Below are 18,958 nucleotides of genomic sequence, written 5' to 3'. Positions count from 1 at the left end.
ATTTTGTGAACGTATTCCGTGGCCCCACCCAGTTTTCTGCAGGACAAGCTTGTGCCCTAACCATCGGTAATTTCGATGGCGTGCACAGGGGTCATCGCGCCCTGCTCAAGGAACTTGTCGATGGCGCCAAAAATCGAGGCTTGGTCAGTTGCGTTATGACCTTTGAGCCACATCCAAAAGAATTCTTCTCCCCAGAACAAGCGCCACCCCGCATTCTGAATTTGCGTGACAAATTGGCGGCGCTTTCTGATCTCGGAATTGACCGTGTTGTTGTAGAGCATTTCAATGCCGCCTTTGCAAAACTCACCCCAGAAGAATTTGTTTCTGAAATTATCGTCAAGCAATTAAATGCTAAATGGATTTTGATTGGCGATGATTTTTGCTACGGCGCTAAACGCGCAGGTAACTTTGCCAGCCTTAAAGCTGCAAGCGAAAAATATGGTTTTGAGGTGTCAAGCATTCAAACGATTCAAGAAGGTGGTGAACGCATTTCAAGCTCTGCGCTGCGCACAGCACTTGCAAGTGGTGATATGCAGTTAGCTGAAAAATTTTTAGGTCGTCCTTATGGAATTTCTGGGCACGTCATTCATGGTCAACAGCTTGGTCGTCAGCTAGGCTTTCCGACTTTGAATTTGGCGGTTGCTAATCACTTGCATCATCGCAAACCAGCAACCACTGGAATCTTCACTGCACAAGTTTTAGGGCTAAGCGATAAACCTCTGCCAGCGGTGGCTAGCCTGGGCGTCAGGCCTACAGTGGAAGATGAAGGCAGAGTGCTACTAGAGACTCATATCTTTGATTACAACGCGGATGTATACGGAAAAATTATCACCGTAGAACTCTTAGAAAAAATCCGTGATGAGGCGAAGTACCCAGACCTCGAAACCCTTACAAAAGCGATTGCATCTGATGCAGCGCATGCCAGAAATTATTTCCAGAAAAAAACTTATGTCTGAAAAAGAAAACTCTTATCCCGTTAATTTGCTAGATACCTCCTTTCCGATGCGAGGAGATCTTGCTAAGCGCGAACCCCAGTGGGTTGCTAGCTGGCAAAAGAATAAGCTCTACGAAAAGATTCGTGCAGCACATGCAAATCAACCGAAGTTCATCTTGCATGATGGCCCTCCTTATGCAAATGGCGATATTCATATTGGGCATGCAGTCAACAAAATTTTGAAAGACATGATTGTGAAGTCCCGCTGGCTCATGGGTTTTGATTCTGCATATGTACCAGGCTGGGATTGCCATGGCATGCCAATTGAAATTCAGATTGAAAAAGAATTTGGTAAAAATCTACCAACTGCCGAGGTTCAATCCAAGGCACGCGCCTACGCGCATGTCCAGGTTGAGAAACAGAAAAAAGATTTTGAGCGCTTGGGTGTACTTGGTGACTGGAACAATCCTTACCTCACCATGAACTATCGCAATGAGGCTGATGAAATCCGCGCTCTAGGCAAGATCTGGGAAAAAGGCTATGTCTTCCGCGGCTTAAAGCCGGTGAACTGGTGTTTTGATTGCGGCTCTGCACTTGCAGAAGCTGAAGTGGAATACCAAGATAAAACTGATCCAACTGTTGACGTCGGTTTCGCATTCGATGACGCGCAGCGTCCACAGCTTGCAAAAGTATTTGGACTTGCTGAGTTGCCTAATAAGCCAGGTCAAATTGTGATCTGGACAACAACGCCATGGACTATTCCTGCTAACCAAGCGATGAACGTTCACCCAGAGCTTACTTATGCGCTGGTTGATGTTGGCGATAAATTATTAATCCTCGCAAAGGATCGCGTTGAAACTTGCCTGCAAGACTATGGTCTTGCAGGCAAAGTGATTGGCACTTGTCGAGGTGCGCAGTTAGCGAATATTTCTTTCTGGCATCCATTGGCACCATTGCACCAAGGCTATAAACGCCTCTCACCAATCTACCCAGCTGAATATGTCACGCTCGATACAGGCACAGGAATTGTTCACTCGGCCCCTGCTTATGGCGAGGAAGACTTTAAATCCTGCAAAGCCAACAAACTTGCCGATAAAGATATTCTCAATCCAGTTATGGGTAATGGTGTGTACGCATCCTGGTTGCCACTCTTCGCTAATGAATACATCTGGAAAGCAAACCCCAAAATTGTTGAGGCGATGCGTGAAGCAGGCAGTCTTTTACGCGATAAAACGTATACACACTCATACATGCATTGCTGGCGCCATAAGTCACCCATCATTTACCGCGCTACCTCACAATGGTTTGCAAGCATGGATAAGAAACCATCCGATGGCAAAGCTAGCTTGCGCGAGACTGCATTAGCCGGCATTGAGAATACTGAGTTCTTCCCTGCCTGGGGTAAGCAACGCTTAAACAGCATGATTGCTAACCGTCCTGACTGGACTTTGTCACGTCAGCGCCAATGGGGTGTGCCTATGGCTTTCTTTGTTCATAAAGAAAGTGGCGAACCACACCCACGTACTATTGAGTTACTTGAAGAAATTGCTAAGCGTGTAGAAAAAGAAGGTATTGAAGCTTGGCAAAAATTAGAGGTTGCTGAACTACTGGGTGAAGAAGCGGCGCAATATGAAAAAAACCGCGACACCTTAGATGTCTGGTTTGATTCTGGTACAACGCATTGGCATGTTATTCGTGGCTCACACCGTGATGAGCTATTAACTGCAACTGCAGAAACTCCAAATGGTCGCTTAGCTGACTTATACCTAGAGGGCTCTGACCAACATCGCGGCTGGTTTCACTCCTCCTTGCTAACAGGTGCCATGCTTGATGGCAAGCCGCCATACAAAGCACTCCTGACTCACGGCTTCACTGTGGATGGTCAAGGTCGCAAGATGAGTAAGTCAGTGGGCAACGTGATTGCACCTCAACAAGTAGCGGATAAGCTTGGCGCTGAAATTATTCGCCTCTGGGTGGCTTCTACCGACTACTCAGGCGAAATGACGATCTCAGATGAGATTCTCAAGCGTGTGACCGAAAGTTATCGCCGTATTCGTAACACCTTGCGATTCTTATTGGCCAACCTGTCAGATTTTGATCCTAGCAAGCACGCCATGCCTGCAGACCAATGGCTTGAAATTGATCGCTATGCTGTTGTGCTTGCCAATGCATTGCAGAATGATGTGGAAACACACTACAAAGCTTATGAATTCCAGCCAGCAGTTGCACGCATGTTGACGTTCTGCTCAGAAGATTTAGGCGGCTTCTATCTAGACATTCTGAAGGATCGCCTCTACACCAGCGCACCAGACTCCCCTGATCGCCGTGCAGCACAGAACGCTCTATTCCACATCACTCGAAATCTCTTGAAATGGTTATCTCCATTCCTCTCCTTCACTGCAGAAGAAGCCTGGAAAGACTTCCCTCATGGCTCAGGAAGCAAGCCTACTGAGTCCATCTTTATGGAAGAGTTTGGCCAATTCCCAGAAATTACTCACGCCGATGAGTTACTCGCTAAATGGAGTCGCATTCGCGAAATTCGTTCTGAAGTTACCAAGGCAATTGAAGTCGAGCGCGAAGCCGGTAATGTAGGATCATCCCTGCAAGCCGAACTGACAATCAAAGTTGGTAATGTCGACTTTGCGATTTTGCATTCACTTGAAGATGACTTACGCTTTGTCACAATCACTTCTAGTGCCAATATTGAGTTGAGTAATGCAGGCCTAGAAGTATTGGTACGTGGCAGCCAATATAAAAAGTGTGGTCGCTGCTGGCACCACACCAAAGATGTTGGGAGCAATGTTGATCACCCAGAATTATGTGGTCGTTGTATCAGCAACTTATTTGGCGATGGCGATCACCGCTTATTTGCGTAAGAACCATCCATATGAAAAGCCTCACCCTGCTTCGTTATCTCGCAATTGCGATCATCGTGCTCTTGCTAGACCAACTCAGCAAGTGGTCAGCGTTGAGTAATTTGCAAATGGGTGTGCCTGTACCGGTATTACCCTTTATGAACTGGTTCCTCCTCTTTAACCCAGGTGCGGCATTTTCATTTTTAGCAGAGGGTTCTGGTTGGCAACGCTGGTTTTTTACTATCCTTGGCCTCGGGGCATCGATTTATATTATTTGGCTACTGTATAAAAGCCAAAGCGACAAACTGCACTGCATAGCCCTAAGTCTCATCTTGGGTGGTGCACTAGGCAATGTCCTGGATCGAGTGATGTACGGCGCTGTGGTCGACTTTATCGACCTGTATTACGCTAATTGGCATTGGCCGGCATTTAATATTGCTGATAGCGCCATCTGTGTTGGTGCCGCCCTCATCATTTGGGGTGAATTACGTAAGTCATTTGGCAAATCTACTCAATCCCTTTAAGCTGGCACCATGCAATCACTTTTAAATAAGAAGATCGTTCTCGGCATCTCTGGCGGCATTGCAGCATATAAGACCCCGGAACTTGCACGCCAGTTGATGCAAGAAGGCGCCTCCGTGCAAGTAGTCATGACTGAAGCTGCACAGCAATTTGTAACGCCAGTGACTATGCAGGCTCTCACTGGCCAGCCGGTTTACCTGAGCCAATGGGATAGCACTATTCCAAATAACATGGCTCATATTGAGCTATCTCGCTCAGCAGACGCCATTTTGATTGCGCCCGCAAGTGCAGATCTAATGGCCAAACTCTCATTGGGCTTAGCTGACGACTTATTGACTACGCTTTGCCTAGCAAGAGATTGCCCACTGCTGCTAACTCCAGCAATGAATAAGCAAATGTGGGAGCACGCGGCTACCCAGAGAAGCGCGCAAAGACTGGCATCTGATGAAGTTACTCTCTTGGGTCCTGCGAGCGGCTTCCAGGCATGTGGCGAAGTTGGCATGGGTCGCATGCTTGAACCTGCTGAAATTACCGAGCAGCTGATTGCCTTCTTCCAAAAAAAATGTTTAGCCGGTAAAAAGGTATTGATTACTGCTGGCCCTACTTTTGAAGCAATCGATCCAGTGCGGGGCATTACCAACCATAGTTCAGGCAAGATGGGTTTTGCAATTGCAAGAGCCGCTGTCGAAGCCGGCGCTCAAGTCCACCTCATTGCAGGCCCGTGCGATCTTGATACACCGCTACTAGCAACAGGTCAAATCACCCGCACAAACGTGGTTAGCGCTAAAGAAATGCATGCAGCCACGCTAAGCGCAGCCGATAGCGATATTTTTTTCGCAGTTGCCGCTGTTGCTGACTGGGGTATCGCAAAACCAGCTAAAGAGAAAATAAAGCGCCAAGGCAATCAAGCACCAAGCCTTGAGTTTGTTACTAACCCAGATATCTTGCTAGATATTGCCAAGTCTGTGAAAACCAAAAGTGGCAAACCTTATCCTTATTGCATTGGTTTTGCCGCCGAATCAAATGACTTAGAAAAGCATGCTGACGAAAAGCGCAAGCGCAAAGGCATTCCGATGATTGTCGGCAACATCGGTCCAGATACCTTTGGCAGTGACCTCAATCAATTAGTTGTTATTGATGCTAGCGGCAGCAAGAAAATTGCTAAGGCAGAAAAACTGCATTTAGCACGCCAACTCATTCAATTGGTTGCCAAGAAAATTTAAGCGGCACCCCTACTTTTTTTACTGACATTCCCCCGTTTTAGGAAATTCCATGCAATCACTCCAAGTCAAAATTCTCGATGAACGTATGCGCGACCAATTGCCAACCTATGGCACCCCTGGTAGCGCTGGACTCGATCTGCGTGCTTGCATTGATGAAGCAATCGAAATTACCCCCGGTCAAACTGTTCTTGTGCCAACTGGCTTGGCAATATATGTGGAAGATCCAGGCTATGCAGCCTTCATTCTCCCGCGCTCAGGCTTAGGTCATAAACATGGCATTGTGCTGGGCAACCTTGTGGGCCTAATCGATTCCGACTACCAGGGTCAACTGATGGTGAGCACCTGGAATCGTGGATCAATACCATTCAAACTTGAGCCTATGGAGCGCTTAGCTCAATTGGTGGTGATGCCGGTACAACAAGTGGAGCTCAAAGTAGTGGAAGAGTTCACCGAAAGCAGTCGTGGCGCCGGTGGTTTTGGTAGCACCGGCAGAGCTTAAGTCACACTCATTTAACGTCCGTATTGTTGAAACAAAAAAGCCACCCGTAGGTGGCTTTTCTTTTAAGCAAAAATTTCTTACTTACGGATATGCGCTTTGCGAGCAGCGTCTTGTGACATGCCAGCACCAGCACCTTCACGAGACTCTTTTTCAGCAGTAATCTCTTTACGGCGCTCTTTGCATGAACCAGCAATCTCTTGCAATGCTTTGCGAGCGCGAGCAGCAGAAGCTTTAATGCCTTTGACTTGAAACTTTTCATTTTCAGCTTTATAGGTTTCAAAAGCTTCGAGCAACTTATCGTGATGTGACATATTTTCCTTTTTGGTTTGTATTTATTTAAATAAATGGGTTGATTAAATCTCTTCGGCTGGCGCCACATCAGCCTTAGTGCGCTTTCCTGGCAATACTGGTGCATCAAAGTTCAAAAGAACTTTACCATCCGCATCAATGTCAACATCCACATGACCGCCTTGAGCTAGCTTACCAAATAAAAGCTCGTCAGCCAGCGCTTTGCGCACGGTATCTTGAATGATTCGCTGCATTGGGCGAGCACCCATTAAAGGATCAAAGCCATGCTTAGCCAAGTGCGCACGCAAGGCAGCGCTGAAAGTAGCATCCACCTTCTTCTCATGCAATTGCTCTTCAAGCTGCATCAAGAACTTATCAACTACGCGCATGATAATGGACTCATCGAGCGCCTTGAAGGAGACAATGGCATCCAAGCGATTGCGGAACTCTGGTGTAAAGAACTTCTTAATATCGGCCATCTCATCACCAGACTCACGGGCATTGGTAAAGCCGATGGTGGATTTCTGCATCGCCTCAGCACCAGCATTGGTAGTCATGATGATAATCACGTTACGGAAGTCAGTTTTGCGACCATTGTTATCCGTGAGGGTTCCATGATCCATGACCTGCAAGAGGATATTGAAGATGTCTGGATGCGCTTTCTCAATCTCATCAAGCAAGAGTACGCAATGTGGCTTCTTATTGACAGCCTCAGTAAGTAAGCCGCCCTGATCAAAACCAACATAACCTGGAGGCGCGCCAATTAAACGACTAACCGCATGGCGCTCCATGTACTCAGACATATCAAAACGCAACAACTCAATGCCCAGGATATAAGCGAGTTGTTTAGCCACCTCAGTCTTACCAACGCCAGTTGGGCCGGAGAACAAGAAAGAGCCAATCGGACGATCAATCTTGCCAAGACCGGCGCGCGTCATCTTAATTGCGCTAGCCAAGGATTCCACTGCAGGATCTTGACCAAATACAACGCTCTTGATGTCGCGATCCAAAGTCTGCAGCTTGCTGCGATCATCCACGGTAACGGACTGTGGCGGTATACGCGCAATCTTTGCAACGATCTCCTCAATCTCTGGGCGACCAATAGTTTTCTTCTGCTTGGACTTGGGTAGGATGCGTTGTGCAGCACCAGCCTCATCGATGACATCAATCGCCTTATCCGGCAAGTGACGGTCATTAATGTAGCGAGCAGAAAGTTCTGCGGCAGCAACTAAAGCACCAGCCGCATATTTGACACTGTGATGCTCTTCAAAACGGGACTTCAATCCACGCAGAATTTGCACTGTTTGATCTACGGTTGGCTCCACTACATCTACTTTTTGGAAGCGACGCGATAGGGCGGCATCTTTTTCAAAAATTCCGCGGTACTCTGTAAAGGTGGTCGCACCGATACATTTAAGCTGACCATTGGATAGTGCAGGCTTTAATAAATTGCTTGCATCCAATGTTCCACCTGATGCTGCACCAGCACCAATCAATGTATGAATCTCATCGATGAATAAAACGCCATGGGCATGGTCTTTGAGAGACTTAAGAACACTCTTTAAGCGCTGTTCAAAATCACCGCGATATTTAGTGCCCGCTAAGAGCGCGCCCATATCCAATGAGTAAACCGTAGCATTGGCCAAAATATCAGGAACATCGCCTTTAACAATTCTCCACGCCAAGCCCTCAGCAATCGCTGTTTTACCTACGCCGGCCTCACCAACTAACAATGGGTTGTTCTTACGGCGGCGACACAAGACCTGAATAACACGCTCTACTTCGCTCTCGCGCCCAACCAATGGATCAATCTTGCCTTGGCGGGCCATGGCATTGAGGTTTTGAGTGTACTGTTCAAGAGGGCTCTCTTTGCCGGAAGAGTTTGACTCTTCCGCTTCTTGAGCAGGTTCGGCTGGCTTTACATGCTCAGCTTGATCTTTGCGCACTCCATGGCTAATGAAATTCACTACATCCAATCGTGTAACGCCTTGCTGTTGCAAAAAATAAACAGCATGCGAATCTTTTTCACCAAAGATAGCAACCAAAACGTTTGCGCCAGTAACTTCTTTCTTACCATGCGATGTAGATTGCACATGCATAATGGCGCGCTGAATAACACGCTGAAAACCTAATGTCGGTTGTGTATCGACTTCGTCGTTGCCAGGCACTACGGGCGTGTTGTCATTAATAAAGTTTTTGAGCTGCGAGCGTAGCTCAGCAATATTGACTGCGCAGGCTTTTAAAACCTCGACAGCAGTGGCGTTATCAAGCAAGGCCGCAAGTAAATGCTCGACCGTAATGAACTCATGTCGTGATGCCCTTGCGTCAACAAACGCCATGTGCAAACTTACTTCTAATTCTTGGGCAATCATGCTTCCTCCATAGTGCACTGTAGTGGATGACCCGCTTCACGGGAGAGTTCTATAACTTGATGCACTTTTGTGGCAGCAACATCGCGAGTAAAAATCCCGCAAACACCCTTACCTACCAAATGCACTTGCAACATGATGCGTGTAGCTGTTTCGTGATCTTTATTAAAATACTCCTGAATCACCATCACCACAAATTCCATAGGCGTGTAATCGTCATTCAATAGTAAAACTTTATACATCGAAGGGGCCTTAACTTGCTCGACCTGCTTTTCGAGAAGAATGGTGTCTTCAATATATGGATTACCGGGGTTACCAGTAGTGGGATTTTTTGGTGCGCGACTCATGAGAAACATTCTAAACACAGATATTGAAACTTTAACTTCATAGGGTCTTGTTGCGAAAAACACGCAAAAACCCCTCCTAAACCCATATTGGGGCATTTTTCGATAAAAAAAGGGGTATTTACTAGGGGGTAGGGGCATATAACTCCTTGACACCCCTCCAAAAAGGGCAAACAATCAGGGGGTAGGCTTCAAGAGAGGTTCTATTTAGGCGTGTTGTGGATTGAGACTGATTAAAAAGTATTTACCCTCATCACGGTTGTTTTAAGTTTATGTAATGGAGTTCGCATGGCGACCGGAATTGTTAAGTGGTTCAATGATGCAAAAGGTTTTGGCTTTATCAAACCTGATGATGGTGAAGAAGAGTTGTTCGCGCATTTCAGCGCAATTACTATGCCTGGGTTCAAAACCCTCAAGGAAAACCAAAAGGTAACGTTTGACATTACCCAAGGTCCTAAAGGCAAACAAGCTACCAATATCCAAGCGGCTTAATAGTCCTTAGATCATTATTAAAAACCCAGGATTCGTTCCTGGGTTTTTTTTCGTCTGCAATTTGCCTCACTTAAAATGCACAACATGCATATTTCAAAAAACAACTTCATCAAACTATTTGCCCCCCTCTTTCTCCTTGGCTCTAGCCTTTCGCTAGCCCAAGTCAATACAGGCTTGCCCACCATTGAACTCAAAGCAGGCATCTACCGTATTCAGGCAGAGCTAGCAGATACGCCGAAAGCAAGAGAAGTGGGGCTCATGAACCGCACTAGCATGCCAACTAATTCTGGAATGCTGTTTGTGTTCGAACAAAAGGCGGGTCATTGTTTCTGGATGAACAACACCAAGATCCCACTATCGATTGCATTCATTGCGGATGACGGCAAGATTGTGAACATCGAAGAGATGCAAGCAGAAACAACCAATAATCACTGCCCTAAAGCTGCCGTACGTTACGCATTAGAAATGAACAAGCAGTGGTTCTCAGAAAGAGTGATCGTGCCAGGCACTGTAGTCAGCGGCCTACCGAAAAGATAAGAAAAAATAAAGGGAAATAAAAAACGCAGACCTCGGTCTGCGTTTTGCTTTACAGAAATGATTGTTTATTCAAAGTGGCAAACATAATGCACAGGTTGTTCAGCACGAATAATGAAATAACCACCCTTTTCCACTTCCCAGCTTTGGCCCGCTTTGAACTCTTGCTCGGGAGCACCATTGATGCTGACAAAAGCAGTGCCATCAACCACTTCCATAACTTCTCTAGTGCTTAAGTCAAAGCGTAATGTGCTTGGTAATACAACACCAACAGACTTACGCACACCATTTGGCAATGTCACGGTATGAGAAACACATTTACCATCAAAAAATACATTGGCTTTTTTACCTACGGAAACTTGATCAAATTGCATACTGACTCTTTCTATTCTGTTTGGGCCTAATCGTTTATTTGAATTTTCTTTTCGTTATTTCTTGGCGCGCTTGCGCTTTGCTGTTTCAGCAATACGCATACGCAAGGCATTGAGCTTGATAAAGCCGCCAGCATCTGCCTGGTTATAAGCACCGCCATCATCATCAAATGTCGCTATATTCTGATCAAACAAAGTATTAGCTGAATCACGTGAAATAACCGATACAGAACCCTTGTAGAGCTTCAAGCGGACAACGCCATTAACAGCTTGTTGAGTATGGTCAATCAATGTTTGCAAAGCCAAGCGCTCTGGCGCCCACCACAAGCCGTTATAAATCAGGCTTGCATAGCGTGGCATCAAATCATCTTTCAAGTGAGCCACTTCGCGATCCAGGGTAATACTTTCGATACCGCGGTGAGCCTTGAGCAAGATAGTGCCGCCAGGAGTTTCATAGCAACCACGACTCTTCATACCAACAAAACGATTCTCCACTAAATCCAAGCGACCAATACCGTGCATGCCACCAATACGGTTTAATTCAGCAAGTAATTCATGTGGCTTATACGCTTTGCCATTAATCGCCACAGGATCACCCGCTTTAAATTCAATTTCGATAATCTCTGGAGTATCTGGAGCCTTCTCAGGAGAAACTGTCCAACGCCACATAGACTCTTCAGCCTCAGCATTTGGGTTTTCCAAGTGACGGCCTTCATAGCTAATGTGCAATAAGTTGGCATCCATAGAATAAGGTGAGCCACCTTGCTTATGTTTCATCTCAACTGGAATGCCATGCTTTTCTGCGTAGGCCATCAACTTCTCACGTGACAGCAAATCCCACTCACGCCAAGGAGCAATCACTTTAATTCCCGGCTCTAATGCGTAGTAACCCAACTCAAAGCGAACCTGATCGTTACCTTTACCAGTAGCGCCGTGAGATACAGAGTCAGCACCAGTTAAACGAGCGATTTCAATTTGACGCTTAGCAATTAAAGGGCGAGCAATAGATGTGCCCAGTAGGTATTCGCCTTCGTAAATCGTATTTGCACGGAACATCGGAAACACGAAGTCACGCACGAATTCTTCACGCAAGTCGTCGATAAAAATGTTTTCTGCTTTGATGCCAAATTGCAAAGCCTTAGCGCGTGCTGGCTCGAGCTCTTCGCCTTGGCCCAAATCCGCAGTAAATGTAACGATCTCACAGCCATAGGTATCTTGAAGCCATTTTAAGATCACGCTTGTATCGAGACCACCGGAATACGCTAAGACTGCTTTTTTAATATCAGACATTTTTTTATTCAATCAAAAATAAATTAAAACGAATTACAAAAACTTTTACTCAATTAATCCAGACGGCCACACAGCAAATATTCCATCAAGGCCTTTTGGACATGCAAACGATTTTCCGCCTCTTCCCAAACAATACTTTGTGGGCCATCGATCACTCCAGCCGAAACTTCTTCGCCACGATGGGCTGGCAAGCAGTGCATAAATAATGCATCTGGTTTGGCCAAAGCCATTAGTTCTTCATCCACCATCCAGTCTTTGAAAGCATTCATACGAGATGTATTTTCATCTTCGTAACCCATGCTAGTCCAAACATCGGTAGATACGAGGTCAGCACCTTTACAGGCATCTTCAGGATCAGTGCAGATTGTCAAATGCTTTGCCGCATTTGGCGTCAAACGCGCTGGATCTAATTGATAACCCTCTGGTGCAGAGAAGCGCAACTGAAAGCCCAAGCACTCAGCAGCTTGTAGCCAGGTGTACGCCATATTGTTTGCATCACCCACCCAAGCAACGGTCTTACCTTGAATTGGGCCACGTGCCTCAACAAAAGTGAAGATGTCAGCCAAAACTTGGCAAGGATGAAATTCATTAGTCAGGCCATTAATTACGGGAACGCGCGAATTCGACGCAAAGCGCTCAATAATTTCCTGACCAAAAGTACGAATCATAATGATGTCAGTCATTCTTGAAATGACCTGCGCAGCGTCCTCTACAGGCTCACCACGGCCTAACTGTGTATCACGGGTGTTCAGGTATACGGCATGGCCACCAAGCTGATGAATACCCGCCTCGAAAGACAGACGCGTACGCGTGGAATGCTTCTCAAAAATCATTGCCAAAGTTCGATCATGTAGTGGATGCCAAGTTTCATAACTCTTGAACTTAGCCTTTAGCCATGCAGAACGCTTGAGCAAATAATCATATTCCTCCCGAGTGAGGTCAGAAAACTGCAGGTAGTGCTTTACCTGACCGGGCACTTGCGGCTTTGCCAAGGATGTCATAGTTGAGCTTTCTACTAAAGTTTTGGCTTGCATTTTTTTCTTCAAACATTTGGCTGCACGAAAATGGATCCTAAAGTCATCTTACGGCCAACTCAGGCTGTTAAGCTAGAGGGCTTAGTAATACTATTTTCTACAACCATCATTACGCGAATTTGAACCACAAAAAGCTTTTCATTCAAGGCATTACCACTTCTGGCAAACAATTTCGGCCCAGCGATTGGGCGGAGCGTCTGTGCGGGGTGATGGCTACTTTTCGCCCGCCCGGTGACTCCGGGGACCCTCGCTTCACTTATTCGCCCTACGTCAGACCCGTACTGATTGCAAAAGTGAAATGCGTTGTTATTGATACTAGACTAGGGGACCTAGATCCTAGAGCGCTAGACTTTGTCATGAACTTTGCCAAAGACAATAGCCTACCAATCGAAGAGGCATGTGAGTTCAACCCTGCAGCCCCAACCCAGCCTTAAAAACAAAAACCCGCTCTGATGAGGAGCGGGCTTAGGTCGAAACTACTTCGACCAGCCTAAAACTAAAACCGTATTACGCTGCCATCGCCTTGATAGCTGCGGACAAACGGGACTTCTGACGAGCAGCAGTATTTTTATGAGCAATCTTTTTATCAGCAATCTTGTCGATTGTTGATTGAGTCGCTGCGAATACTTTTGCAGCCGCTGCTTTGTCACCAGTTTCGATCGCTTTGCGAACCGCCTTAATGGAAGTGCGGAGCTTTGAACGCAAACTGGAGTTGTGTTCGTTTTGTTTTACTGCTTGGCGTGCACGCTTTCGCGCTTGTGCTGTATTAGCCATCTTTAAACCTTGCCTCTATAAATTGCAAAATGCGATTAGTTAAAAATCTTGCGGACTTGCCAGATTTATAAGCAAGCTCGCCAAAACCCAAGATTTTACCTTAAAGGGGCAAAAAAGCCCAGTCGACCGATAAATAGGTGAAAATCGGCTCATGAATCTGCTTTCTGCCGCCGCCAAGGTCAGCTCCCTGACCATGCTGTCCCGCATTACGGGCCTGCTTCGGGAGACCCTGATTGCCCGTAGTTTCGGGGCTTCGGAGTGGACGGACGCCTTTAATGTGGCTTTTAGGCTACCCAATTTGCTACGCAGGTTATTTGCCGAAGGGGCCTTTTCCCAAGCTTTTGTGCCGATTTTGGGGGAAATCTCCAGCAATGGGGACCAAAAACAGGCCCAAATCCTCGTAAATGCGGTCGCCACCCTCTTATTTTGGGCTTTGCTGATCACCGTATTGGTCGGCGTCATTGGCGCCCCAGTGCTCATTTTGGCCATTGCTACCGGGTTTCAAGGTGGTCCGGCTTATGAGGCCAGCGTGGTCATGACCCGGATCATGTTCCCCTATATTGGCCTTATTTCCCTGGTTTCACTCTCAGCAGGGATTCTCAATACATTCCAGCGCTTTGCCATTCCGGCCTTTACCCCAGTTTTACTGAATTTAGCCCTGATCGGTAGCGCCCTACTTTTGGCACCCCACTTAGAGCAACCAATTTATGCCCTAAGCATTGGCGTTTTACTGGGCGGCGTTTTGCAATTAGCCATTCAGGTGCCGGCACTCTCTCGTATCGGTCTTTTGCCTCGCATTGGTTTATTGCCAGGAGCAATGAAAGCAGCCGCCTCCAATCCCGATGCAAGACGCGTACTTAAGTTGATGGGACCCGCAGTATTTGCTGTATCAGTTGCGCAAATTTCTCTCATCATCAACACCAATATTGCTTCACGCTTGCAGGCTGGCAGCGTGTCATGGCTTTCGTATGCAGACCGCTTAATGGAGTTTCCAACCGCATTACTAGGTGTTGCCCTTGGCACCGTTCTCTTGCCAAGCCTGAGTAAGGCGAATGCAAAAAAAGATTTGGTTCATGCCGGTGAATTGCTCATCTGGGGTTTGCAACTGACATTCTTGCTGGCTGCGCCATGTGCGCTTGCGCTCTTTATTTTTGGAGAACCTCTTGCGGCTGTGCTCTATCACTATGGAAAATTCAATGCGCTGGATGTACTGATGACCCAACGTGCGCTCTCGGCTTATGGTGTTGGCCTCATTGGTTTAATTCTCGTAAAAATTCTAGCTCCAGGCTTTTACTCTCGCCAAGATATCCGCACCCCAGTAAAAATTGGTTTGCTAGTTCTGGTGGCAACCCAACTAGCCAACCTAGTTTTTGTGCCTTGGCTTGGTCACGCTGGCCTTGCCCTCTCCGTAGGAACGGGTGCTTGCCTGAACGCCACCCTCCTTTGGGTCGGCCTGCATCGCCGCGGAGCCTTACCTAGCTCAGCCTGGATTAAATACTTAGGACAGCTACTGTTCGCCCTCATCCCCTTCGCGGCAGTACTTTTTTACGCCGCAAGCGCACATAATTGGATCGCCTTACAAACCGAACCATGGTTGCGAGTTGGCTTATTGGGCGCCTGGTTAGCTGTCGCCGCAATTGTTTACTTTGCATCCCTAGGCTTAGTTGGAATTCGCTGGCAAAAATTCTTGCGTCATGCAAAATAGCTCTTATGCCAACACAACAACTCGACTACTTCACCTCCTTAGTTGCTGAAGACGAACACCTTCCTTTAACGGAAGCTGCGATCGCAGTCGCACAACATGCCTATCCGGATTTAGACGTTCAGGGCGTGTTAGATAGGCTTGATCAATTGGGCAATAAATTAAAGTCACGCGTAACGCCAGATACATCCCCGGTTCAGCGCCTGCAAATTCTGAAGCATTTCTTTTATACAGAGTTGGGCTTTGGTCCCAACCAGAATGATTTTTATGCCCCAGAAAATTCATACTTGCACTACATTCTAGAGAATCGCAGAGGTATACCAATCTCATTAGCCATTTTGATGATTGAATTAGGCAATCAAATTGGCTTAAAAATTCGTGGAGTTTCGTTTCCTAACCACTTCATGATGCGCATCTCCTTGCAACAAGGTGAAGTGATCATGGATCCTTTAACTGGCGAATCGCTCTCCAAGACGCAGTTGCAAGAAATGCTTGATCCTTATTTGGATGCCAAAGGCTATCGAGGCGAGCTCAGTCTGCCACTCAATATCTTCCTGCGCGCCTCAAGCTCGCGAGAGATCCTGTCGCGCTTCCTGAGAAATCTCAAAATGATTTATTCAGAGCATGAGCGCTGGGAACGTCTATTGGGAATTCAGGAGCGCTTGGTGATTCTGTTGCCTGACTCCATTGAAGAGGTCAGAGACCGTGGCCTAATCTTTGCACAGCTTGAATATTTGCGGCCCGCCTTAGAGGACATGCATCGCTATCTCAGTGAAATGCCAGAGGCTGAAGATGCCAGTGATATTCGCGAGCACATTGCCACACTCGAAAGTCAAACTAAGTTGCACTAAGGCCAAACTAGATTTAGCCTTAGCTGAAGTTTTTTCGTATTCTTTTAAATTTTCTTGCGCTGAAAAATTTTATAGAGTGCTGCCAGCACTACTGGTATCGCTGCCGCACCAATTCCGATTAATACGATTACATTGAGGTTTTGACGGATCACTGGAATATTTCCAAAGAAATAGCCCGCAATCACCAAACTAAATACCCAGAGCAGAGCGCCAGTAACATTAAATAACTGAAAGCGTGAAAAGTTCATTTCTGAAACGCCAGCAACAAACGGTGCAAAGGTTCTGATGATAGGCAAGAAGCGCGCAACTATGATGGTCTTGCCGCCATGCTTTTCATAAAAGGCATGGGTTTTTAATAGTGCGCCCTGATCTATCCAGCGAGATTTACTACTAAAGACTCTTTTACCAATCCAGCGGCCAATGAAATAGTTCACCGTATTACCTGAAATGGCTGCAACCAATAAACCGATGCATAAAGTCCAAATATTGAAATGCTCGGTAGCGCAATAAGCGCCTGCAATAAATAAGAGTGAGTCACCAGGTAGAAATGGTGCAACAACTAAACCGGTTTCCGCAAAAACAATTGCAAATAAGAGGCCATAAGCCCAAGGGCCGTATTGCTGAATCACTACATCGAGATGTTTATCAATATGCAGCAATAAATCGGCTAATTGCAAAAGGGTATCCATTCATTCACTCTCTAATTTATGGGTTGTTGCGGATATTAACAGGCTCTTATAATCAGGTATGCCAACTGAACCCTACATTCAGCCTATGCATGCTCCAAACGAAACCCCCATTCTCTGTATTGTTGGGCCTACTGGTGCAGGCAAAACCCATCTCGCTATGTCTTTGGCTGAGTATGCAAAATCCATTGGTTTAACCATAGAACTAATCAGCATGGATTCTGCGCTGGTCTATCGCGGTTTAGATATTGGTAGCGCCAAACCTACCAAGGCCGAACAAGCAGCGGTCATTCATCACCTAATTGACATCATCGATCCAACTGAAGTGTATTCAGCGGCTCGCTTTGCAAAGGATGCAAAACGTCTCTGTACCGAGATTCGTGAGCGCGGAAATATTCCAGTAGTTGTTGGTGGAACAATGCTGTATTGGCGTGCCTGGGCACATGGCCTATCTTCCCTGCCACCAGCCAATCCAGAAATTCGCGCCCGCCTAGATGAAGAAGGCAAAAATACTGGCTGGCCTGCTATGCACGCCAAACTGGCCAAAGTTGACCCTGAGACTGCAGCTCGCTTAAAGCCTAATGATTCTCAACGTGTACAGCGCGCACTAGAAGTTTTTGAAATTACCGGTAAACCTATGTCAGCGTTACTTGCTGATTCGCCGAGTGAAGATGGCAGAGAAGGCTCCGCTATTCCATCGTGGATTGATTTAGTTTCACTTGAACCCAGCGATCGCAAACGCTTGCATCTCAACTTAGAAAAACGCTTTGATGAAATGCTTGCGGCAGGATTCATGGATGAAGTGAAAGCATTGCGTGCTAACACCGGATTGCATGCTGATTTGCCAGCAATTCGCTCAGTTGGTTATCGCCAAGCTTGGGAATTTCTGAATGGGGAAATTGATGTCGAACAAATGCGCTACAAGGCATTAGCAGCAACCAGACAGCTTGGCAAGCGTCAGCTTACTTGGCTGCGTGTAATAGACGGAAGAAAAACATTTGACCCCTTCAACCCAGAAGAGTTGAAGGCTGCATTGGAGTACTGCAAAAGTAACTTAAAAAAATAAGCTGGTAGCTACAGTCTTAGATAACGATAGTTTGTGGCGCATCTTTTGGACGCTCAACCACATCACCTACAGTCCAAGCTTTTAGACCTTGCGCAGTCAATGACTTGATAGCAGTATCCGCTTGATCAGGCGCAACAATAACCACCATGCCAATGCCGCAGTTAAATACGCGCACCATTTCTGCATCCGCTACGCCACCCTTCATTTGCAACCAACGGAAGAGTTCTGGCATTTGCCAGCTGTCACGATGCAAAACAGCTTGAGTATTTTCTGGCAGTACACGTGGCACGTTATCTACTAAACCGCCGCCAGTGATGTGTGCCATCCCTTTTACATTAATTTCAGAAATCAATTTAAGAAGTGGTTTCACATAAATTTCTGTTGGTGCCATAACGACATCACCTAATGAGCGACCACCTAAATCATCGCTTGGCTTTGCACCAGCGCGTTCAATAATTTTGCGTACCAATGAGTAACCATTGGAGTGAGCGCCACTAGATCCAATTGCTAATAAAACGTCACCAGGAATAATCGTCGCACCAGTAATGATTTTGGATTTTTCAACTGCGCCCACCGCAAATCCAGCGAGGTCATATTCGCCTGGTGGATACATGCCAGGCATTTCTGCAGTCTCACCACCAATCAATGCGCAACCAGATAGTTCGCATCCTTTGGCAATACCGCCCACAACTGTTGCTGCGGTATCAACAGTCAACTTGCCACAAGCAAAGTAATCCAAGAAAAAGAGAGGTTCGGCACCTTGCACGAGAATGTCGTTCACACTCATTGCCACCAAGTCTTGACCAATGGTTTCGTGACGATTCCATTCAAAAGCTAATCTAAGCTTAGTTCCTACACCATCGGTTCCTGAGACCAATACCGGCTCTTGATAGCGCTTAGGCACCTCAAAAAGAGCCCCAAAACCGCCAATTCCAGCCAAAACGCCCTCACGCATGGTCTTTTTAGCCAGTGGCTTGATGCGATCAACTAAGGCGTCTCCGGCGTCAATATCGACACCAGCGTCACGGTAGGAAAGGCCATTTGAGGAGGAATTAGTAGATGAAGTCATATTGGAGCCGGAATATTAGTAAAAAATGCTACTTCGTCAGTAGAATCATTGAATT

The 18,958-nt window shown here is 46.5% G+C and carries 20 protein-coding genes; 11 read left to right on the top strand and 9 right to left on the bottom strand.

From position 1 onward, the window contains the following. Positions 1–5 precede the first annotated feature (5 nt). Genes ICE93_RS03780 through dut form a run of 5 tightly spaced genes read left to right on the top strand, consistent with a single transcriptional unit; the run spans position 6 to position 6,033 of the window. Entirely contained in the window at positions 6–956 is a 951-nt protein-coding gene (locus ICE93_RS03780) for a bifunctional riboflavin kinase/FAD synthetase (RefSeq protein WP_216185747.1), read from the top strand. Continuing rightward, a complete protein-coding gene (gene ileS, locus ICE93_RS03775) occupies positions 931–3,810 on the top strand; it encodes an isoleucine--tRNA ligase (protein ID WP_370624622.1) in 2,880 nt (959 codons plus the stop codon). Before ICE93_RS03780 ends, ileS begins: the two co-directional genes overlap by 26 nt. Positions 3,811–3,821: 11 nt before the next feature. After that, a complete protein-coding gene (lspA, locus tag ICE93_RS03770) occupies positions 3,822–4,313 on the top strand; it encodes a signal peptidase II (protein ID WP_216185743.1) in 492 nt (163 codons plus the stop codon). Between the two features lie 9 nt (positions 4,314–4,322). Then, a complete protein-coding gene (coaBC, locus tag ICE93_RS03765) occupies positions 4,323–5,534 on the top strand; it encodes a bifunctional phosphopantothenoylcysteine decarboxylase/phosphopantothenate--cysteine ligase CoaBC (protein ID WP_216185741.1) in 1,212 nt (403 codons plus the stop codon). Between the two features lie 49 nt (positions 5,535–5,583). Next, complete coding sequence (gene dut / locus ICE93_RS03760) at positions 5,584–6,033, top strand: dUTP diphosphatase (RefSeq protein ID WP_216185739.1); 450 nt, start codon at positions 5,584–5,586, stop codon at positions 6,031–6,033. Between the two features lie 77 nt (positions 6,034–6,110). Here the strand turns inward: dut and ICE93_RS03755 are convergent, their stop codons facing one another. From ICE93_RS03755 to clpS, 3 genes are read right to left on the bottom strand one after another with little or no spacing between them, the layout of a single operon-like run. Then, complete coding sequence (locus ICE93_RS03755) at positions 6,111–6,344, bottom strand: hypothetical protein (protein WP_216185737.1); 234 nt, start codon at positions 6,342–6,344, stop codon at positions 6,111–6,113. Between the two features lie 42 nt (positions 6,345–6,386). After that, on the bottom strand, positions 6,387–8,693 hold the full coding sequence (clpA, locus tag ICE93_RS03750; protein ID WP_216185735.1) for an ATP-dependent Clp protease ATP-binding subunit ClpA: 2,307 nt from the start codon (positions 8,691–8,693) through the stop codon (positions 6,387–6,389). Further along, positions 8,690–9,046, bottom strand: a complete 357-nt coding sequence (gene clpS, locus ICE93_RS03745) for an ATP-dependent Clp protease adapter ClpS (RefSeq protein ID WP_068320835.1) — start codon at positions 9,044–9,046, stop codon at positions 8,690–8,692. Before clpS ends, clpA begins: the two co-directional genes overlap by 4 nt. Positions 9,047–9,322: 276 nt before the next feature. On the opposite strand from clpS, the gene ICE93_RS03740 reads away from it, so the two are divergent. Together ICE93_RS03740 and ICE93_RS03735 are read left to right on the top strand one after the other, a co-directional pair. Beyond that, on the top strand, positions 9,323–9,526 hold the full coding sequence (locus tag ICE93_RS03740) for a cold-shock protein (protein WP_011903586.1): 204 nt from the start codon (positions 9,323–9,325) through the stop codon (positions 9,524–9,526). A gap of 84 nt (positions 9,527–9,610) precedes the next feature. Continuing rightward, positions 9,611–10,063 carry a DUF192 domain-containing protein gene (locus ICE93_RS03735; RefSeq protein ID WP_216185732.1) on the top strand — a complete coding sequence of 151 codons (453 nt, stop codon included), beginning with the start codon at positions 9,611–9,613 and terminating at the stop codon, positions 10,061–10,063. A gap of 65 nt (positions 10,064–10,128) precedes the next feature. Here the strand turns inward: ICE93_RS03735 and ICE93_RS03730 are convergent, their stop codons facing one another. Genes ICE93_RS03730 through argF form a run of 3 tightly spaced genes read right to left on the bottom strand, consistent with a single transcriptional unit; the run spans position 10,129 to position 12,722 of the window. Continuing rightward, on the bottom strand, positions 10,129–10,434 hold the full coding sequence (locus ICE93_RS03730; RefSeq protein WP_216185730.1) for a pyrimidine/purine nucleoside phosphorylase: 306 nt from the start codon (positions 10,432–10,434) through the stop codon (positions 10,129–10,131). Between the two features lie 54 nt (positions 10,435–10,488). Continuing rightward, positions 10,489–11,721, bottom strand: a complete 1,233-nt coding sequence (locus tag ICE93_RS03725; protein WP_216185728.1) for an argininosuccinate synthase — start codon at positions 11,719–11,721, stop codon at positions 10,489–10,491. Positions 11,722–11,774: 53 nt separating this feature from the next. Next, the gene (gene argF / locus ICE93_RS03720; protein ID WP_216185726.1) at positions 11,775–12,722 is read right to left on the bottom strand and encodes an ornithine carbamoyltransferase; all 948 of its coding nucleotides are present in this window, start codon (positions 12,720–12,722) and stop codon (positions 11,775–11,777) included. A 152-nt stretch (positions 12,723–12,874) separates the two neighbouring features. Here argF and ICE93_RS03715 point away from each other — a divergent pair, with 152 nt between their 5' ends. Next, a complete protein-coding gene (locus tag ICE93_RS03715; RefSeq protein ID WP_216185724.1) occupies positions 12,875–13,189 on the top strand; it encodes a DUF3579 domain-containing protein in 315 nt (104 codons plus the stop codon). Between the two features lie 73 nt (positions 13,190–13,262). On the opposite strand, the gene rpsT is transcribed toward ICE93_RS03715, so the two are convergent. Beyond that, complete coding sequence (rpsT, locus tag ICE93_RS03710) at positions 13,263–13,529, bottom strand: 30S ribosomal protein S20 (RefSeq protein WP_062310407.1); 267 nt, start codon at positions 13,527–13,529, stop codon at positions 13,263–13,265. Between the two features lie 151 nt (positions 13,530–13,680). On the opposite strand from rpsT, the gene murJ reads away from it, so the two are divergent. Together murJ and ICE93_RS03700 are read left to right on the top strand one after the other, a co-directional pair. Next, entirely contained in the window at positions 13,681–15,234 is a 1,554-nt protein-coding gene (gene murJ / locus ICE93_RS03705) for a murein biosynthesis integral membrane protein MurJ (protein ID WP_216185722.1), read from the top strand. 5 nt (positions 15,235–15,239) lie between these two features. Continuing rightward, entirely contained in the window at positions 15,240–16,082 is an 843-nt protein-coding gene (locus tag ICE93_RS03700; protein ID WP_216185720.1) for a SirB1 family protein, read from the top strand. Positions 16,083–16,126: 44 nt separating this feature from the next. Here the strand turns inward: ICE93_RS03700 and ICE93_RS03695 are convergent, their stop codons facing one another. Beyond that, positions 16,127–16,771: a DedA family protein gene (locus ICE93_RS03695; protein ID WP_216185718.1), complete on the bottom strand. Its 645-nt coding sequence runs from the start codon at positions 16,769–16,771 to the stop codon at positions 16,127–16,129. Between the two features lie 58 nt (positions 16,772–16,829). Here ICE93_RS03695 and miaA point away from each other — a divergent pair, with 58 nt between their 5' ends. Beyond that, complete coding sequence (gene miaA / locus ICE93_RS03690) at positions 16,830–17,834, top strand: tRNA (adenosine(37)-N6)-dimethylallyltransferase MiaA (RefSeq protein WP_216185716.1); 1,005 nt, start codon at positions 16,830–16,832, stop codon at positions 17,832–17,834. A gap of 16 nt (positions 17,835–17,850) precedes the next feature. On the opposite strand, the gene purM is transcribed toward miaA, so the two are convergent. Further along, complete coding sequence (purM, locus tag ICE93_RS03685; RefSeq protein ID WP_216185715.1) at positions 17,851–18,903, bottom strand: phosphoribosylformylglycinamidine cyclo-ligase; 1,053 nt, start codon at positions 18,901–18,903, stop codon at positions 17,851–17,853. Positions 18,904–18,958: the final 55 nt, after the last annotated feature.

This window comes from Polynucleobacter sp. MWH-HuK1 (assembly GCF_018881815.1).
Classification (GTDB): domain Bacteria; phylum Pseudomonadota; class Gammaproteobacteria; order Burkholderiales; family Burkholderiaceae; genus Polynucleobacter.
Note: the sequence above shows the minus strand (reverse complement) of the source record. Positions and strands in the feature narration are given on the sequence as shown.